This is a genomic window from Chryseobacterium sp. RU33C, from assembly GCF_900156015.1.
Lineage (GTDB): Bacteria > Bacteroidota > Bacteroidia > Flavobacteriales > Weeksellaceae > Chryseobacterium > Chryseobacterium candidae.
Genome location: NZ_FTMT01000008.1, coordinates 1 through 18,499, shown reverse-complemented (window position 1 = coordinate 18,499; position 18,499 = coordinate 1). Strand labels below are relative to the sequence as shown.

Genomic DNA, 18,499 nt, shown 5'->3' with positions numbered 1-18,499 from the left:
TTCCGCTGATTAAGCTGATTTATGAATCTAAATTTTGATTCAAAATCTCATATTGTGGATAACTTTTTATTTCGGCTAAAAAACAGATCATTTTAAGTTGTTTTCTGAAGTAAATTACTTAACACTCTCATTTTATAACAGATATAATTCACATTCATGTAAAACTCATATTGTGGATAACTTTTCTCAGTTAACATACCGTTAATATAAGATTTTTTTCAACTTATTTTTATTCGGAATGTAGCTGAAATATTATGTGTTCAATGATAACATAGGGTTGGGTACAATCAGTTAAAAATCTGAAAACACGCAACATATATACTAAAATACTGCTTTCGTATTTTTGATTTGTGGATAACTCTTACTTTTTAAGGGTTCGCAGGGCTTTCTTTATGATATACTGCGTCTCTTTTGTAGGACTTTCCCTAAGCCATTCATCACAGATTTCCACTACAAATTCGGGTTGTGATTTGCTGGCATCATTCAGCCAGTTGCCAACACTATCCTGCACATATCGGGAAGAATCCGATCGTAAAGGATCCAAAATTTCCAGTCCGAGTCCGGGATTTTGTTTTAAAGCATCAATATGTTCACACCAGACTCCTCTTGGTCTTGTAGATTCGCTGGCAAAACGTCTTACATTTTCATTGTCATGAACTGTCCATTCTGATAAAAGTGATAAACTTTCCTCAAGATTTCTGGCGATATCCGGACGTACTGTCATCCAGCAGATTTCCCTTACTCCAAAATGAGAGTCGGCAGCGAATGACTTGATTCTATTTAATTTTTCTTTAAGTTGTAAATCCCTATTCCTTCCAATAGTATAAGCAGCCCAGCAACGAACAAGATCTGCCTTATGAGCAGGTAATTTCAATAGAAATTCATCATCTTTATTTTTCACAGCAAGATTAAGCAAACCAATTCCTATTGTTTCATTAATAGAATTGACAGTTTGTTTTTTCAGTTTGTCTACATTATCTAAAACAGGCATCAGGTATTCTTTGCGGTCATTCTGCAAAAGCAGATTTTCCAGCAGCAGCCTTTGATCTACAGCGAGCCATTCTGTAAGGTTGGCGGTTTCAATTTCTCCCCTGTTCAGCTGGTCCAGAATATCCGGTGGAATATCTTTGATGGATCGGGCTCCTTTTCTTTTTTCTGTCATAATTTCTGTATTAATTCTTCTATATCTACTCTGTTCATGTAATTTACATCTAAAAATTTATATACAATCTTACTATTTTCATCCACTACAAAAACAGCAGGAACAGGTAATGTATTTTCTTTATTATTGTTGAAAAGAGAAAGATCAATTCCTAAGTTCTGATAATAAGGTAATACGAAATCCTGCAGCTGAAAAACAATACCCAGTTTTTTTGCAAAATCATTATTATGATCGGTCAGCACTTCAAATTCAAGATTATTTTTTTCAACCATTGTAAGAGAGTGATCAGGATTTTGAGGAGAAATGGCGACCAAAACAGCATTCTTTTCTTTTAATCTTGAGAGATTATCCTGCAAAAATTTCAATTCCAGATTACAGTAAGGACACCAGCTTCCTCTGTAAAAGGCCAGAATCATTTTTCCTTTTTTAAGAATTTGTGTAGAATGTATGTTTTCACCATAGGCATCAGGCAGTGAAAATTCCGGCATCTGCTGTCCAGCCTGAATACTGTTATCTCCCATATTTTTTGTTTTTAAATCTTCAACCGAGTTTCCGAATGCATTTAAAATGTCTTGCGGGAGTTGTGAAGAAAGTTCCTGATTCAATTGCTCAATCTGTATGGCCAGGGGATTCATTATTTTTAATTTATTATTTTTACAAAGGTCTAAAAGCCTTTAAGAATAGGCAATACCGCATATTTTTCACCCATAGGGATAAAAAAGTCAATTTTATGGAAACAAAGGGAAAAGCTGAAGAAAATAAAATATGTCCGTTGGAAGTTGCTGTTAATAGCATCAGTGGAAAATGGAAAATTCCTATTGTGTGGCAGATTAATGAAGGAAAAAAACGTCCCAGCGAGTTTTTACGCGGTATTGCAAAAGTAGACCGCAGAGTTTTGAATCAACAGCTGGCCGAGATGGTGGAAGATAGTATTTTAACCAAACAGTCTTTTAATGAACTTCCTCCTAGAGTTGAGTATACTTTGACGGAGCTTGGTGAAAAGCTTGTGGAAATCCTCTGGCAATTGAATGATTGGGGAAAATTATTGATTCCTGAGAACGAAGAGTCATTAAACTAGCAGATTTTCAGATTATATAGTGACAGATCTGTGAAAAAAAAATGATATTTGTGTCAACTAAAAAAACGCATGAAAAAAATTTTCACCGGAATCACAGTATTTTTAATTTTCACAGGCTGTATCAAAGAAAAGCCATCAGACCGTCTGTTGGAGGAGCCAGATAAGAATGAGCATTTAATTTCAGAAAATGCTTTAAAAATCAATAAAAATAAAAACACCATCCGGGAAAGATTTTCTCCTCCGGAAGGTTATGAATGGATTGAAGAAAAACCCGGTTCTTTCGGATATTTTATTGAAAATTTTAAGCTGAAACCCTATGGAAGTCAGATTTTAAAATATGATGGAGTTCCTATTTCTACCCAGCAGCTTCATGAAGCTGTTTTTGATATTGATACCGGAAATAAGGATCTTCAGCAATGTGCTGATGCCGCTATCCGCATGAGAGCTGAATATCTTTATAAGTCGAAAAAATTTAACGAAATTAAATTTCATTTTACGAGCGGTGATCTTCTCAGCTGGAATGATTATAAAAACGGAACGAGAGCTTTGGTGAATGGAAATTCTGTTAGTTTCAGAAAAACTGCAGCCTTTGATGATTCTTATAACAGTTTCAGAAATTATCTGGATCTGATTTTTAATTATGCCGGAACCATTTCATTAAACAAAGAAACAAAGCCGGTAATGAGGAATTCTGATCTGAAAACAGGAGATATTCTGATCACACCGGGAAGTCCGGGACATATCGTTTTTATTTCCGGAGCCTGCCAAAATCAGAAAGGGGAAAGATTGTTTTTATTGAGTGAAGGATTCACACCTGCTCAGTCGGTACATGTGCTTTCAAATCCGTTTAATCCCTATTTTACGCCATGGTACGATCTTGACGTGAATGCTGCGGAAACAAAAACTGCACGATATTTTTTTAAGCCTGCAAACTTCAGAAGCTTTTAATAATTTATATTCAAAACTATTGGAAAGTTAATACGATAATCTGAACTTGTTTTTGTAAATTTGTGTTCGAAATTTTTTACTTGATGAAAGAGAGTGCTGTAAAAAAGATTGCAGTTCTTACTTCAGGGGGTGACTCTCCGGGTATGAATGCGGCATTAAGAGCGGTAGTAAGAACCGCCAATTACTATAATATCGAATGCTACGGAGTGAGGGAAGGCTACAACGGCCTTATCAACAATGATTTCCTGAAAATGGGAGCTCGTTCCGTAAAAAATATAATCAATCAGGGCGGAACCATTCTAAAATCTGCCAGATCCGCCGAGTTCAGAACAAAGGAAGGCCGTCAGAAAGCTTACGACAACTGCGTAAAACTTGGGATAGACGGATTGGTATGTATTGGAGGAGACGGAACTTTTACCGGTGCAAAGATCTTTAATGAAGAATTCGGAATAAGGGTAATCGGTATTCCCGGAACAATCGACAATGATATTTTCGGTACGGATAACACCATCGGTTATGATACTGCTTTGAATACTGCTATGGATGCCATTGACAAAATCCGTGATACAGCTACTTCCCACAACAGGGTTTTCTTTGTGGAAGTAATGGGTCGTGATGCTGGTTTTATTGCTTTAAACAGTGGATTGGCGACAGGTGCTCTGGATATTTTAATTCCTGAGAAAAAAGACAGTATTGATGAGCTTTTCACGAAATTCAGGGACGCAGAAAAAACCGGAAAGGCATCAAGCATTGTGGTTGTTGCAGAAGGTGAAAAACTAGCCAATGTGTACGAACTTGCAGAAAAAACAAAACAGACATTTCCTGATTATGATATTCGTGTAGCGGTTTTGGGTCATATGCAGAGAGGAGGTTCTCCAAGCTGTGCAGACAGGGTTTTGGCAAGCCGACTGGGCTATGGAGCAGTAACCGGATTAATGGAAGGACAAACCAATGTAATGGCAGGAATGCGTTCCAACGATCTGACGTACACGCCAATTGAAGAAGCCATTAAAAAACATAATGAAATCAATAAAGATCTTTTACTGATTTCAGAAATTTTAGCAATCTAATTATTTTTATAATCTAATAAAAACAAACTATTATGTCAACAATTAAAGTAGGTATCAACGGTTTTGGTAGAATTGGACGTCTTGTTTTCAGAGCAATGACTGAAAGAGACAACATTGAAGTTGTAGGAATCAATGACCTGATCAATGCAGAATACATGGCTTACATGTTAAAATATGACTCTGTACACGGTATTTTCCCAGGTGAAGTTTCTGTAGAAGGAAATGATCTTGTAGTAAACGGAAAAAGAATCAGAGTAACTGCTGAAAAAGACCCAAGCAACCTAAAATGGAATGAAATTGGTGCAGATTACGTAGTAGAATCTACTGGTTTATTCTTAGATAAAGAAAGCGCTGCAAAACACATTACTGCAGGTGCTAAGAAAGTAATCCTTTCTGCTCCTTCTAAAGATGATACTCCAATGTTCGTAATGGGTGTAAACCACAAGGAACTTACTGATGATATCAAAATCTTATCAAACGCTTCTTGTACTACAAACTGTTTAGCTCCTTTAGCTAAAGTAATCCACGATAACTTCGGAATCGTAGAAGGTTTAATGACTACTGTACACGCTACAACAGCTACTCAGAAGACGGTTGACGGTCCTTCAATGAAAGACTGGAGAGGTGGTAGAGCTGCTCTAAACAACATCATCCCTTCTTCTACAGGTGCTGCTAAAGCGGTAGGAAAAGTAATCCCTTCACTAAACGGAAAATTAACTGGTATGTCTTTCAGAGTACCTACAGTTGATGTTTCTGTAGTAGATTTAACAGTGAGAATTGAAAAGGCTGCTTCTTATGACGAAATCTGTTCAGTAATCAAAGCTGCTTCTGAAGGTGAATTGAAAGGTATCCTTGGATATACTGAAGAAGCTGTAGTATCTCAGGATTTCGTAGGAGATAAGAGAACTTCTATCTTCGACAAAGATGCTGGTATCATGCTTTCTCCTAACTTCGTGAAACTTGTTTCCTGGTATGACAACGAAATGGGTTACTCTAACAAGTTGGTAGATATGCTTGTACACGCTGCTTCTTTATAATAAGAATAAGCAATGAATAATATAAAACCTTCCCGATGGGAAGGTTTTTGTTTTTATTATCTTATGTAATGAAAAGAATATTTTAAAATTATAGTCGGATTAAATAATAGACTATTTATTCACCGCCCTATTGCCTATAGAAAATTTATATCCAAATTGAAATTGGTAAAAAGCTTGGCTATTACCCCCCATATAATTAAATGTTATTAAACGTGCAAAAATTGCTTGATTAGGGCTTCCATTAGGGTGATAAAAAATCTCTGCCTCATGTCTGAATACAGGAATTACTGAGGGCAGGTCTATATTTTTAACAGTATTAAAGTTTCTATAATTATACCATGAAATATCCGCTTTATAGTCAAATCCGAAATTATTAAAACGCTTTGCACTTAAATGAAAACCACCTCCACATCCCATCGACTTTACATCTTCTGTTTTCTCTTCCTCTTCACTAACTGAGATATTTACCTGAGATATATTATAATTGACCAAACCATATAAGCTTATTCTAACAGGAGCATTTTTATTTTGCCATTTCAATACCTCCAAATCTAATCCCATAGTAAGATAACGTTTCTCTATTAATCCAAGATTCCTATCATTTTCTATTTGAAATTGATTCTTTTCAGTATCAAAGATCGTATTCACAAATTTAGAATCATTTTCAAATCTTGAATAATTTACATAGGGAGAAACCGAAGGAAAATACTCAATTTGGCCAAGTGTTCTCCTACTGCCAAAGAAACGAAACGGATAAGGAAAAAGATAAAACTTAGCTCTTCCCTCAACTTGTGCCAAGCCGTTTTTAGAACCTCCAAAAAGAGTAAGAAAATCTGTATAAGCTCTTAATTCCAATATTTTTTCCAGATAAGTTTCTTGCTTTATTTGATACGTAGCATTAACTTTATTATTTTCTTCAGGCTTCTCAGGCAGTTCCAAAATTAGGTCATGTGGAATATAATGATTACCCATTTTATAAGTATAATTCATAACATCCGAAAGGTTTATATATAAATTATTGAGATTTTCATCAGTATATTCCTGATTTTCAACTAGCGCATTTTTTCGAATTGAATTTTTGTAATACATCATTTTTAGAGTGCTGTACTGAGAAAAAAACAAAATACTTAGTCCTATTTGATTAGTAAAAACATGGTTATTTCCCTCATAATCCTCAACCAAAACTCTGATATCATAAAAATAGCCATCTCTTATATCTACATCCAATTTTTTAAATTTAAATTTCTTATCAGGATCAATTATATAATCTCCCCTACCATTCTTTTTCTCTAAAACAAATTTATTTTTTTTAATAAAATCTTTTTCAGATTGAGAAAGTACATGATTCTTATCCATTTTTTTTTCAATAGTATCTACACTATCTACTATTTTTTTTATCTCCTCTTTTAAATAATATTTATAGAAATAAAACTCTTGATTATCATAAGGAATCGTAATATCTCCAAAGTAGTTTTCTTTTCCTTTATTATTTAATATGCTCCTCACAATTTGTGAGTTTTTATCATTTTTATCTTTTAGAAAATCTTCATCAACCACTTTATTTTCCCCATAATAGATAAAAACTTTTGAATCATCAGCTGATGTAGGACCTTGAGATTTAGAAAAAGACTCATTTGTATATCCATACCATTTATCTATCTCCTTCTCATCAACTCCTCTATCTTTATAAACACCTTTGTAATTTAAAAATAGCTGATGTTTTAAGGCCAACGTATCATTATAAGCATTTGCACGTTTATATTGCTCTTGAATTTGTACTAAGTAGTTTGCTTCTGATTTTCCAGTTAGGTTTTTATTCAGTTCTTGTAATTTTTCGTTTGTTTTCTTATAAGAATCCAAGTATTCTGAATATGTTTCTCCTAAGCTTCTAAAAATCTTTTCAGCTTCTTGCTTATCTTTATCTAAAGCCTTCTTTTCCTGTCCCCAGACTATAAAAGTCCAGAATAAAAACAGCAATACAATTTTTGTTTTCATGGTTATTTATTTTTCAGATTAAAGTTTTTTTGAAATGGTCATATCTTTATTTAAAGCTACAACACTTACCTGCCACAAGAAATACCACAAAAGGGTGATTTTATTTAACATAATTTTATTATTTTTAAGAAAACATTAGCCATGACGAAAAAACATTTGACTCACGCAAAAAGACCTCATCCCCTCATTAAGGTCTGGAATGACTATCCTGAAATTTTGCAGAACGACAGCAGAATATTACCCGTTCCCACCATTGAAAATATAATCGGAGAAATTTTTGCTCCCGGGAAATTCTATTATTATGTCATTAATTTTGCAGACAGTACCATCATTTGTAATCAAGAGGAAGATATTTTAGCAATACATGGTCTCCATAAACATCCTGTCCATCTGAAAGAAATTATAGACCTCATTCATCCCGACGACATAGAATTTGTGATGGAAGCCGAAAGAATGTCTATAGAAAAAATAAAAGAAATTGACGGTTTTGATTATCAGCAGGAACTGAAAACCAGCTACTGCTTCAGAATGAGAACTTCAAAAGGCAATTATGAACTGTTTCATCATCAGGCTTTACACACGTATAAAGATGAAAATGGCAGGCTTTTACAGGCAGTTAACATCCATACCAATATTGAACACATCACGCACCAAAATTCTTATATTGTACTCGTCTCCGGCATTAACGGACGGGAAGATTTTCACCAGATGCAATGGATAGAAAAAAATAAATCTACTGAATCTACCCCTGTCATTTTTACAAAAAGAGAAGTTGAGATCATTAATTGTATTGCGAAAGGATACCCCACAGGAAGAATATCCAATCTGTTACATATTTCTGAAGAAACTGTTCGGACCCACAGAAAAAATATTCTAAGAAAATCAGACTGCAAAAACAGCTCGGAGCTGATCAAAAAAACCTTTGAATGGGGATATCTGTAGAAATCAATCATAATGCTGATAAATCTCACCGAAGAAGTTCAGCATAAAACTTGTACTTTTATAGATAAAGGAATGAACATGATACAACCCCGTTTTAAAGATGCTCCTCACTTCAGGAACTTTTGGGAATATGGTAATGGAAAGCAGCTTATAGAATTTTCCGGAGCAGAAGTAAGTTTTGAACATTTTGAAAAATTTTCTCCCTATTTTCATCATACCGATGAGGTTGGTGATGAGGTGGTAAAAGATGTTTATTTGACTAAAAAATTCCATGAAGCTTCCAGGGAGATTGAACATTACATCAGAAATGGTGTTTCTGAAACAGATTCAGTTCCTGAAAGTGTAAAAAAAATGTTTGGCCAAACGCAAAAAATTCCTGAATGGCTGGATTATAATTTACTTAAAAGCGGTGCTGAACTTTGTATGAGAAGCAACCTTGATTCTTTGATTTCCCTGAGAGATTATTGCCTGATTGGCGGTTATGATTATGCTTACCTCAATAAACCGCTCATTGTGACAGAAGCACTGAAAAAAGGAGCCGTGAAGCGTCTTTCAGAAACCCTGGACTTTTGGGTAAATGCTACCCGCTACAACGCGCTTGAAGTTCATGCTAAAGGCTATGAATTTGCTATAAAAACCCGATTGATTCACTCTTATGCCAGACTTTCCATAAAAAAACATTATAAAAACTGGGACACCCACAACTGGGGAGAGCCTATCAATTCATGGGATATGATGGCAACGTATATTGGGTTCAGTCTGGTATTTCTTCACAGCCTTCAGAAACTGGGAAATCGCTTTTCTATGGAAGAGGAACAGGGAATTTTTCATCTTTGGAAATATGTAGGTTATCTTTTGGGAATTCCGGAGCTGCTCCTCCCTGATGATAAAAAACAGGCAACGGAATATTTTTATTTATGGACTTCCGTTCAGCCACCTTCAGATAAAGATTCTGTTCTTCTTGCTCACTCTCTTTTAGATGAATCACTGGAAAATCCTATTCTAAAATTTGAATTTCAAAGAAAAAATCTGAAATATCTACATGTCTGCTGTACCTGGTTTCTTCTGGATGATGAAGTTTGTAAAAGATTGCAGATTCCGGAAGTTCCTTACAGAAAGCTGTTTCCAAAATCTAAGATACTTTTCAACAAAATTTATGATCAACTTGTCAGTCGAAAATCCAGAATACAAAGAGGAAATAAAGATCAGATGAAAGTACTGGAAGATTATCTTAACATTACTAAGAATTCAAATTTTCATTAGGATAAGTTAGGAAGCCCGAAGATGGAGGCTGGAGGTTTCAATTGGACGATACCTCTTACTTAGTAAAAGTAATAAATTAAGTTCAATACATTTTACAAGCTTCAATAACTCCCTTCTTCCAGCTTCCAGCATCCTTTCTAAATAACAGATTGCAATTTTTTCCATCATCCATACCACATTTTGCATCTGCTTCGTTATGAATGAGATCAGTAGTAAAATTTTATCATTTTTTAACTCTAAAAACAGCTTTCAGGCATAAATAATATTAGCTTTTGATCTATAAATTATGTATTTTTGAGAAATTATTTTAATAGAGATGAGTAACATTGATGATAAGAAAAAAGCACTCGCTTTAGTGCTTGATAAGCTAGATAAAACATATGGAAAGGGAACCGTAATGACTTTAGGTGATGAATCTATAGACAATACCATTGAAGTCATTCCTTCCGGTTCTTTAGGTTTAGATATTGCTTTAGGTATAGGCGGATATCCCAAAGGAAGAATCATTGAAATATATGGTCCGGAATCTTCAGGTAAAACAACGTTAACCCTTCATGCTATTGCTGAGGCTCAAAAAGCAGGAGGTATTGCAGCATTCATTGATGCAGAGCACGCTTTTGACAGAACTTATGCTGCGAAACTGGGAATCGATCTTGAAAATCTTATCATTTCTCAGCCAGACAACGGTGAACAGGCATTAGAAATTGCTGATAACCTGATCCGTTCTGGAGCTATTGACATTGTTGTCATTGACTCTGTAGCTGCTCTTACTCCAAAAGCAGAGATCGAAGGAGAAATGGGAGATTCTAAAATGGGTCTCCACGCAAGATTGATGTCTCAGGCATTAAGAAAATTGACTGCGACTATTTCCAGAACAAAATGTACCGTGATTTTCATTAACCAGTTGAGAGAAAAGATTGGTGTGATGTTCGGAAACCCTGAAACGACTACCGGAGGTAACGCTCTTAAGTTCTACGCTTCTGTAAGAATTGATATCAGAAAAGCCAGTGCACCTATCAAACAAGGTGACGAAGCTATCGGTAGCCGTGTGAAAGTGAAGATTGTGAAAAACAAAGTAGCCCCTCCTTTCAAGCAGGCGGAATTCGACATCATGTATGGTGAAGGAGTTTCTAAAGTAGGTGAAATTCTTGATACTGCTGTGGATATGGGAATTGTGAAGAAAAGCGGATCATGGTTCAGCTACGAGGAGACTAAACTTGGTCAGGGACGTGATGCTGTAAAAGATGTGTTAAAAGACAATCCTGATCTTTCCGAAGAATTGGAAAACAAGATCAAGGAAGAAATGAAAAACAAATAATTTTCAGAAAAATATAGAAAAGGCAGTCTTAGGATTGCCTTTTTTGTTTTTTAAACACACATGCTTTTTTTAACGCAAAATTTTTATTTGCAAGTTGTACAATTTAAAGAGAGCAAAAGGCAGAACCAATTTCATTGATTCTTTTGAGCGAATGCATTACTTAGTACTTCATCAGCAACAAAGTTTCAACCCTTTGCCTTTTTAAGATCACCTTCGAATCTTGTATTCATTTGCTTTTAAGATAAAACGCAAATGAAAAAGAGGCCGACCTTTCGGTCAACCTCCTCAAGCTTTTATATTTTTTAAAAATTATTCAGCAATTTTACCCTGCAGCTGAAGTGCTCCGGTTACTTTCATCCCTTTTGTAAGTGTTTCCATTCTCATATTCTCTTTATTCACAAAAGCATCAATGGTAAAGAAATCTTCATTCTCTTCATTTGTGATCAACTTCAGTTTCAAGATATATCCTTTAACGCTTCCGTCTTCAAGCAATTCGGTTTCCTTAAAGTCTACAATCTGCCCAATAAAGTCAAAACATGCATAATTAGGAAGATCCTGGCTTGGCGCGTAGGTAGTGAAATCTTCACTCATTTTAGTCCCGTCCGGTAAATCAGTATTTGTGTGAACATCAAGAATGAAAATAATTCCGCTGACATTTACTTTCAGATGAGGCTGCGTCATGTAGGTATTTCTATTTTCAGCATAATCTGTGGCAAAGAACCAAACACCAAACGTATCTCTGGCAGGTCCTGCTACAATCGCCTGTAAATTCAGGGCATTTTCCCATTCTCTGATTGATCTGGTTTCAAAATCCAGGGTGTAATTCGTTTTCACTTCAGGAATGATAGTACTCAATTCATCTGTAACAATGGTTTTAAACCTTACATCTTGAAATTCGGTTTTATTTTTGGCTTCTCCAGCAGGATCAGAAACGGCAGACTGCATTAAAACTGTGCTAAGGTACTGTCCGTAATCTTTAGTCTGGAAATTCTGATGTCCAAAAACTCCACTCCATGTATTCACAAGATTATGAACATTCGATTTTCTGATGATAATCCCAGCTTCATTAGTGGTTTCAGGAGCCGCAATTCCTTCTGTATTTGGAAAATAATTTTTACCATCAATCAGTTGATGATTCATGATCTCATTATTTTCTTCATGAGAGAACTCTGCAAAACCTTTATAGGTGATATTTTGGTTTTCGAAAATATAAGGCAACCCTGTTTTCTTCTTTTCATCACCGGCAAAATGATAAGCAAGTGAAATTCCCTTGAATTCTCCTTCCTGAATGGCCGGAATGTGATTACCGTTATGATCAAACTGAGAATGATAAAGAATCATATAAGATTTGATTTTACCTCCCTGAAGCTCACCTTCAAATTTTTCTTCCATTTGAGCAATCGCCTGTTGTGGAGAAATCGCATAGGCATCTTCAGTTACCATATAGGCAAAACCTTCTACCTCTCCATTTTCTTTTTCAAAAGCAGAAAGAGGTGTATACTCACCTCTTAGCTGAAGGGCTATAGAATAGACGATATAATCATTATAAATCCTGATTTTTTCATATTCTTCATGTACTTTTGGCTCTTCTAGCGGCTGTAAAGGGATTTCCTGTGTTGTTTCTACAACTTCTTCCACCATTTGCTCTACTACTTTTTCCTCCTGCATATCCATTTTCTGAACCGGAGTACTTACATTTTCCTGACTGTTATTCTTTTTCTTAAAAAAATCAAAGATTCCCATACTGTTATTTATAATTGGCGGTAAATATAATAAAAGTGCTCAACAGACCCATCATAAAAAAATGCCATTGTGTCAGTTTCTTCTTCATTGCTTTTATAATAAAAAATTCCAGCGAAGCCAAAGGCTTCGCCGGAATTTTTTTAATTAGGTTTATCATCTGTCAGCTCAAATCCCCAATCTTTTCCTTTTTGGGTTGCCGGGATACCTTTTGTCATCCAGACCGGAGCTTTAGCGCCTTTAAGATAATAATCAAAAAACTGCTGTTCGCGGATTTGAATATCTTTTCTGTTCTGACGCTTTACAAGGTTATGGTCATCCCCATTATAGTTCAGAAGCCATACTGGTTTTCCGAGACGGCGTAATGCGGTAAACATTTCTATTCCCTGATACCAGGGTACTGCTCCATCTTTATCATTACTCATAATAACTACCGGAGTTTGTACTTTATCAATAGTAAAAAGGGGTGAATTCTTAATATAAAGATCGGGTGCTTCCCATAAGTTTTTCCCTAATCTGCTTTGTGATTTTTCATACTGGAATTGTCTGTTCATTCCTGAAGTCCACCGGATTCCTCCATAGGCAGAAGTCATGTTAACAACAGGAGCACCACTCCATGCAGCGGCATACATATTAGTATGGGCAATAAGATAAGCTACCTGATAACCTCCCCAGCTTTGTCCCTGAATTCCTATTTTAGTACCATCTACCCACGAATTTTGCTTTAACTTCTCAACTCCGGAATTAATATATTCCATAGCAGATTCTCCCGGGAAACCATCTGTGTAAGAAATGTCAGGAGTAAAAACCAGATATCCGTTACTCACAAAATAAGAAATATTTAATCTTGAAGGTGTGGGAGCTGGTGCTATATAACGGTTTAAATTATCTGAAAGCTTTTCATAGAAATAAACGATCATAGGATATTTTTTATTCGGATTGAAATCTTCCGGTTTGTATAAAACTCCTGTCGAAGTATTTCCTTTGGGTGTTGTCCAGTTTACCAATTCATCTGTTCCCCAGTTATATTGTTTTTGCTGTGGATTGGTATTGCTCAGTTTTTGTTGTTCTGAAAAATCTGATGTTGCAAAAATATTGGGAGAATCTGTGTAGGATTCTTTTATCAGAATATATGCTTCAGCATTTTTTGCTTTTTGAAGAGTTCTGTATCCCCAGACATTTTCCATCTGAATTTTTACAGGGTCAGCGTTTGACTGAACAAATGTTTTGAAAATCCCGTTGGCCTTGGTTGTATTATCAAATGCTGATAAGTAAATTGTCACCTTTCTGTTTATGCTTTTAATATCTTTATCCAAATCATAAGTCTCAAATGTTATTTTATTCTTACGTCCGAATCCATTGGTTATATTTCTCGGTTTTTTTGAACCATTCAGGAAAAACTCCCAAAGATCGTAGCGGTCTCTGATAATCACAGATTCATCTTTATCCGTCCATGATGCGATTCCATAAGAATTTGGAAAATCCGGCATATCAAATTCCTCGTCAACGAAGGAAACAGGTAAGCCCGTATTCAACGGAAGAGTTTGTTTGGTCTTCACATTATAGCTCAGCCACTTCCCTTTTTCTCTGTCAAAGATGACAACAAATTTACCAAGCGGAGATACAGCTGCTGCACCATTCAGATTTTTAATAATTTCAGTTCTGTCTCCCGTTCTATTGTCGATCAGAAAATAGGTTTTCTTTGTTGCACCTTCCCATTGTGAAGAAATTCTGTTATTGATACTCGTAATTCCCAATGCAAATTCTGCATTTCCTTCATTTACCAGTCGTAAAGTGTCCAGATCTTCTCCATCGATATTTCTAAAAAAGTCCGGTTTTTCCGTTTGCATTACTGCTGCATAAGATTTTTTCAGATCATTTTTCAATTCTTTTAACTGTACCGTTTGCAGATAATCATCTCTGTAATTCCAGATATCTACTACCGCGTGGTCATTCGCAATCATTGCCGTATCTTTTGCGATAGGTTTGGGAGCAACACCAAAGTACAGCTGTTTTCCGTTTTTACTGAAAATAGGTAATCGGTTTTCAGAAATTACCCAATTCTTTTTCATCTGAGCATTTTCATTAGTAACAATTTCTTTTTTGTTTCCTTTAAAATTAAAGTAATACAACTGATACAATTTCACTAGGTCATTTTGCGCCGAAGAAGTTCCTACATAAGCCAACTGGTTTCCTTCTTCGTCAAAAGATAGCTGTGAAAAATCTCCTTCCATTTCAGAAATTTTATTGACCGTTCCTTTTTGAAGATCAACTACCTGCACGGTTTGCAATGCATATTTCTTCGGCTTTGATTTGTCTGTATCTTTTTTATCTGCAGATTTTTCATCTGTTGATTCTTTCCCCTCTTTTTTATCCTTTTTTTCGTCCGGTTTTTTTGTTACAAAGACAAGCTGCTTCCCATTTTTGCTGAACTCATAACGTACTACATTATCATAGGTTGTACTTTTTCCATCCAATAGATTTCGCACTACCAGCTGTAATGGTTTTACATTTTTTTCTTCATCTTTGTTTTCATCTCCATCCTCTTTATCAGAAGCATCATCAGAAGATTTATCTTTTATATTTTCCAGAAGATAAGCAACATAGGAGCCTGCCTTTTCAGGAATTTTAAATGATTTTACATTCGGAACTTTCTCTGTTTTATCATTGAAGAAATCAACAATGGCAAGGCTGTCTTTCATTAATTTATTCTTCTTCAGTCTTTTATCCTTTACCGCTTTTATATCTTTATACTGCGGGCGGATTTGAAAAACAGCAAACCTGGAATCATGGGTAAAATCCACTTTGGCAGCTCTTGCAAACTTCTTTGTTGTTTTATTTTTAACAGAATATAAAGAAAGGGTAGAATTACCTTCCTGAACATCTACAGAATAGGCAATCCATTTTCCGTCATTTGAGATTTTTCTAGATCCGATATTTTGCCAGCTGTCGTAAACAGAATGGTCTAAAGGCTTCTTCTGCCCATATACCCATAAGGTCATGATGAGCAGCATAAAAACTATACATTTCAACTTCATTTTTAAAATATTTTAAGAATTAAAAGTAAGATATTTCTTTGACAAATCTCTATAACAAGACTGTTTCAGCCTGAAAAAATGTCATTCTGTCACTTTCTTCTTCATGGTATTTTTTTTGAGAAGTATTCTGAATAATTAAAATATAAAATATGATGACTAAAGGAAATATTAATGTATCTGTGGAAAACATTTTCCCGCTTATCAAAAAATTTCTTTACAGTGACCACGAAATATTCTTAAGAGAATTAATCTCTAACGCAACTGATGCTACTTTAAAATTAAAACACCTGACAAGCATTGGTGAAGCAAAAGTGGAATACGGAAACCCGAAACTTGAAGTTAAAATTGATAAAGACCAGAAAACTTTACGAATTATTGACCAAGGTATCGGGATGACAGGTGAAGAAGTTGAAAAATATATCAACCAGGTTGCCTTCTCAGGAGCTGAAGAATTTTTGGAGAAATATAAAGACTCTGCAAAGGATTCAGGAATTATCGGACACTTTGGTCTTGGATTCTACTCTGCATTCATGGTGGCAGAAAAGGTAGAAATTCTTACAAAATCTTATAAAGATGAGCCGGCAGTACGTTGGATCTGTGATGGTAGCCCGGAATTCACACTTGAAGAAACTACTGACAAAACAGACAGAGGAACGGAAATTATCCTTCATATTGCTGAAGATTCTGTAGAATTTTTAGAAGAAGCAAAAATTCGTGAACTGCTATTAAAATATAACAAATTTATGCCTGTTCCGATTAAATTCGGGACTAAAACACATACACTTCCTTTACCGGAAGATGCTCCTGAAGATGCTGTAGCTGAAACGGAAGAGGTGGACAATATTATCAACAATCCGGTTCCGGCATGGACGATTGCTCCAAGCGAACTGACCAACGAGGATTATATGAAGTTCTACCACGAATTGTATCCAATGCAGTTTGAGGAACCTTTATTCAATATTCACCTGAATGTTGATTACCCTTTCAACCTTACCGGAATTTTATTCTTCCCGAAACTGAGCAACAATTTAAATATTGACAAAGATAAAATTCAATTATACCAAAACCAGGTATTTGTAACGGATGAAGTAAAAGGAATCGTTCCTGATTTTCTGATGCTTCTGAGAGGTGTAATTGATTCTCCGGATATCCCATTGAATGTTTCCCGTTCTTATCTTCAGGCAGATGGCGCTGTAAAGAAAATTTCATCTTACATCACGAAAAAAGTTGCCGACAAAATGGCTTCTTTAATCAATGAAAACCGTGAAGATTATGAACAAAAATGGAACGACATCAAGGTTGTTATTGAATATGGAATCGTTACTGAAGAAAAATTTGCTGAAAAAGCAGACAAATTCACTTTATATCCTACAACAGACGGTAAATATTTCCTTTGGGATGAATTGGTAGAGAAAATCAAGCCGATGCAAACTGATAAAGACAACAAACTGGTTGTATTATATGCTACAAACGCAGATGAACAGCACAGCTACATCCAGTCTGCAAAAGATAAAGGATACGAAGTTCTGCTATTGGATTCTCCTATCATTTCACACGTAATTCAAAAACTGGAAACTTCAAAAGAAAATATTTCATTTGCGAGAGTAGATGCTGATCACGTTAATAACCTTATCAAAAAAGATGAACCTGTTATTTCAAAACTGAATGACACTGAAAAAGAGTCTTTGAAGAAGAATGTAGAAGAGGCAATTCAGGATTCAAAATTTACAGTGCAACTGGAAGACCTTGACAGCAATGATGCTCCGTTTACGATTACGCAGCCTGAATTCATGAGAAGAATGAAAGAAATGCAGGCTACAGGCGGGGGCGGCATGTTTGGAATGGGAGGATTCCCGGAAATGTATAATCTTGTGGTAAACTCGAACAGTGAGCTTTCTAATCAGATCTTAAAAACTGAGAATACAGAAGAGAAAGAAAATCTAATTAAATATGCTCTCGATCTGGCAAAGCTTTCCCAAAACTTACTGAAAGGAAAAGACCTGACAGATTTTATACAGAGAAGCTATAAGCAGCTTGAAAAATAATTGACAAGAGACTGTTTCATTTTGAAGCAGTCTTTTTTTGTTTAAAAAATTATATATAGCTAATTCAAACCTTATAGGTTTTAGAAACCTATAAGGTTTAAATCTCATCCTTTAAGACATTATCTTTGATTAATCAGAAGTTATTATGAAATAAACGACCACTGCAAAGAAAATTTTCAACAATTAAATCAGATAACACTTCTGTTTTTAAGTTTAGTTTCATTTTATCTTTAATCTTATTCTTTATCGCATATTTTTTCTGCTTTTTATTGTATAGCTTCTGCTTTTTTGCCATTTTTGTATAAAATGTAGGTCATGCAAAAAGAAAAATTACGTCTCATCAGAAAACAGAAAGGCTACACCCAACAGCAGGTAGCTGACTTTATTGCAACGGATGTATCTAATTACAGCAGAAAAGAAAGCGGTGATGTAAGAATTGTAAAAGATGAATGGGACAAACTTGCCCGTTTTCTGGATGTGCCGTTTGAGGACATTTATGAAGAAGATGAACCTGCAGTAATTATCAATAATGATCATCCTGTATTTAATGACAGATCTTCTTCTGCGGGAATTATTACGAATCAAAATAATTATGATAATATTCCGGGGGCTATTATTGAAAACCTACAAAGCTATATTGCCCTATTAAAAGAAGAAAATGAAAGGCTGAAAGAAGAATTGAAAGGTCTACCGAGAGGAAGAAAGTAAGAAAGTTTGAAACTTTAAAAATATTGGTGTCACTCCTATTCAATTATGGAGTGACATTTTGACACTATCCCACAAAGTGTGTAAGTTAAAAAGTCAGGGCTTGGATTTTATAATCTGAGCCTTTCTTCAAAAATAAGCATAAATTGGTTGAGAAC

The 18,499-nt window shown here is 35.2% G+C and carries 14 protein-coding genes; 9 read left to right on the top strand and 5 right to left on the bottom strand.

The window, feature by feature from the left end:
* Positions 1 to 361: 361 nt before the first annotated feature.
* Both BW946_RS08645 and BW946_RS08640 read right to left on the bottom strand, forming a co-directional pair.
* Entirely contained in the window at positions 362 to 1,162 is an 801-nt protein-coding gene (locus tag BW946_RS08645; RefSeq protein WP_076595796.1) for a DNA alkylation repair protein, read from the bottom strand.
* On the bottom strand, positions 1,159 to 1,797 hold the full coding sequence (locus BW946_RS08640; protein ID WP_076595795.1) for a peroxiredoxin-like family protein: 639 nt from the start codon (positions 1,795 to 1,797) through the stop codon (positions 1,159 to 1,161). The genes BW946_RS08645 and BW946_RS08640 overlap by 4 nt, the downstream gene beginning before the upstream one ends.
* A 95-nt stretch (positions 1,798 to 1,892) precedes the next feature.
* Between BW946_RS08640 and BW946_RS08635 the strand changes: the two genes are divergently transcribed.
* From BW946_RS08635 to gap, 4 genes are all read left to right on the top strand, one after another.
* Positions 1,893 to 2,240: a winged helix-turn-helix transcriptional regulator gene (locus BW946_RS08635; protein WP_076595794.1), complete on the top strand. Its 348-nt coding sequence runs from the start codon at positions 1,893 to 1,895 to the stop codon at positions 2,238 to 2,240.
* Between the two features lie 69 nt (positions 2,241 to 2,309).
* A complete protein-coding gene (locus tag BW946_RS08630; RefSeq protein ID WP_076595793.1) occupies positions 2,310 to 3,188 on the top strand; it encodes a DUF4846 domain-containing protein in 879 nt (292 codons plus the stop codon).
* Positions 3,189 to 3,271: 83 nt separating this feature from the next.
* Positions 3,272 to 4,258, top strand: coding sequence for a 6-phosphofructokinase (gene pfkA, locus BW946_RS08625; RefSeq protein WP_076595792.1), 987 nt, complete (start codon positions 3,272 to 3,274; stop codon positions 4,256 to 4,258).
* 32 nt (positions 4,259 to 4,290) lie between these two features.
* Positions 4,291 to 5,295 (top strand): type I glyceraldehyde-3-phosphate dehydrogenase, encoded by a 1,005-nt coding sequence (gene gap / locus BW946_RS08620; RefSeq protein WP_076595791.1) that lies wholly within the window; start codon positions 4,291 to 4,293, stop codon positions 5,293 to 5,295.
* Between the two features lie 111 nt (positions 5,296 to 5,406).
* Here gap and BW946_RS08615 read toward each other — a convergent pair whose 3' ends face one another.
* Complete coding sequence (locus BW946_RS08615) at positions 5,407 to 7,290, bottom strand: hypothetical protein (RefSeq protein ID WP_076595790.1); 1,884 nt, start codon at positions 7,288 to 7,290, stop codon at positions 5,407 to 5,409.
* A gap of 141 nt (positions 7,291 to 7,431) precedes the next feature.
* Here BW946_RS08615 and BW946_RS08610 point away from each other — a divergent pair, with 141 nt between their 5' ends.
* The 3 genes from BW946_RS08610 (at position 7,432) to recA (ending at position 10,813) form a co-directional block, all read left to right on the top strand.
* The gene (locus BW946_RS08610) at positions 7,432 to 8,232 is read left to right on the top strand and encodes a response regulator transcription factor (protein WP_076595789.1); all 801 of its coding nucleotides are present in this window, start codon (positions 7,432 to 7,434) and stop codon (positions 8,230 to 8,232) included.
* Positions 8,233 to 8,244: 12 nt separating this feature from the next.
* On the top strand, positions 8,245 to 9,495 hold the full coding sequence (locus BW946_RS08605) for an oxygenase MpaB family protein (RefSeq protein ID WP_228402504.1): 1,251 nt from the start codon (positions 8,245 to 8,247) through the stop codon (positions 9,493 to 9,495).
* Positions 9,496 to 9,811: 316 nt separating this feature from the next.
* On the top strand, positions 9,812 to 10,813 hold the full coding sequence (gene recA / locus BW946_RS08600) for a recombinase RecA (protein WP_047419990.1): 1,002 nt from the start codon (positions 9,812 to 9,814) through the stop codon (positions 10,811 to 10,813).
* A 309-nt stretch (positions 10,814 to 11,122) separates the two neighbouring features.
* Here the strand turns inward: recA and BW946_RS08595 are convergent, their stop codons facing one another.
* Together BW946_RS08595 and BW946_RS08590 are read right to left on the bottom strand one after the other, a co-directional pair.
* Positions 11,123 to 12,556: a hypothetical protein gene (locus tag BW946_RS08595; RefSeq protein WP_076595788.1), complete on the bottom strand. Its 1,434-nt coding sequence runs from the start codon at positions 12,554 to 12,556 to the stop codon at positions 11,123 to 11,125.
* 140 nt (positions 12,557 to 12,696) lie between these two features.
* Positions 12,697 to 15,591, bottom strand: a complete 2,895-nt coding sequence (locus tag BW946_RS08590; RefSeq protein WP_076595787.1) for an alpha/beta hydrolase family protein — start codon at positions 15,589 to 15,591, stop codon at positions 12,697 to 12,699.
* 152 nt (positions 15,592 to 15,743) lie between these two features.
* Here BW946_RS08590 and htpG point away from each other — a divergent pair, with 152 nt between their 5' ends.
* Together htpG and BW946_RS08580 are read left to right on the top strand one after the other, a co-directional pair.
* The gene (htpG, locus tag BW946_RS08585; protein WP_076595786.1) at positions 15,744 to 17,636 is read left to right on the top strand and encodes a molecular chaperone HtpG; all 1,893 of its coding nucleotides are present in this window, start codon (positions 15,744 to 15,746) and stop codon (positions 17,634 to 17,636) included.
* 315 nt (positions 17,637 to 17,951) lie between these two features.
* Positions 17,952 to 18,344 (top strand): helix-turn-helix transcriptional regulator, encoded by a 393-nt coding sequence (locus tag BW946_RS08580; protein ID WP_076595785.1) that lies wholly within the window; start codon positions 17,952 to 17,954, stop codon positions 18,342 to 18,344.
* The last annotated feature ends 155 nt before the right edge of the window (positions 18,345 to 18,499 follow it).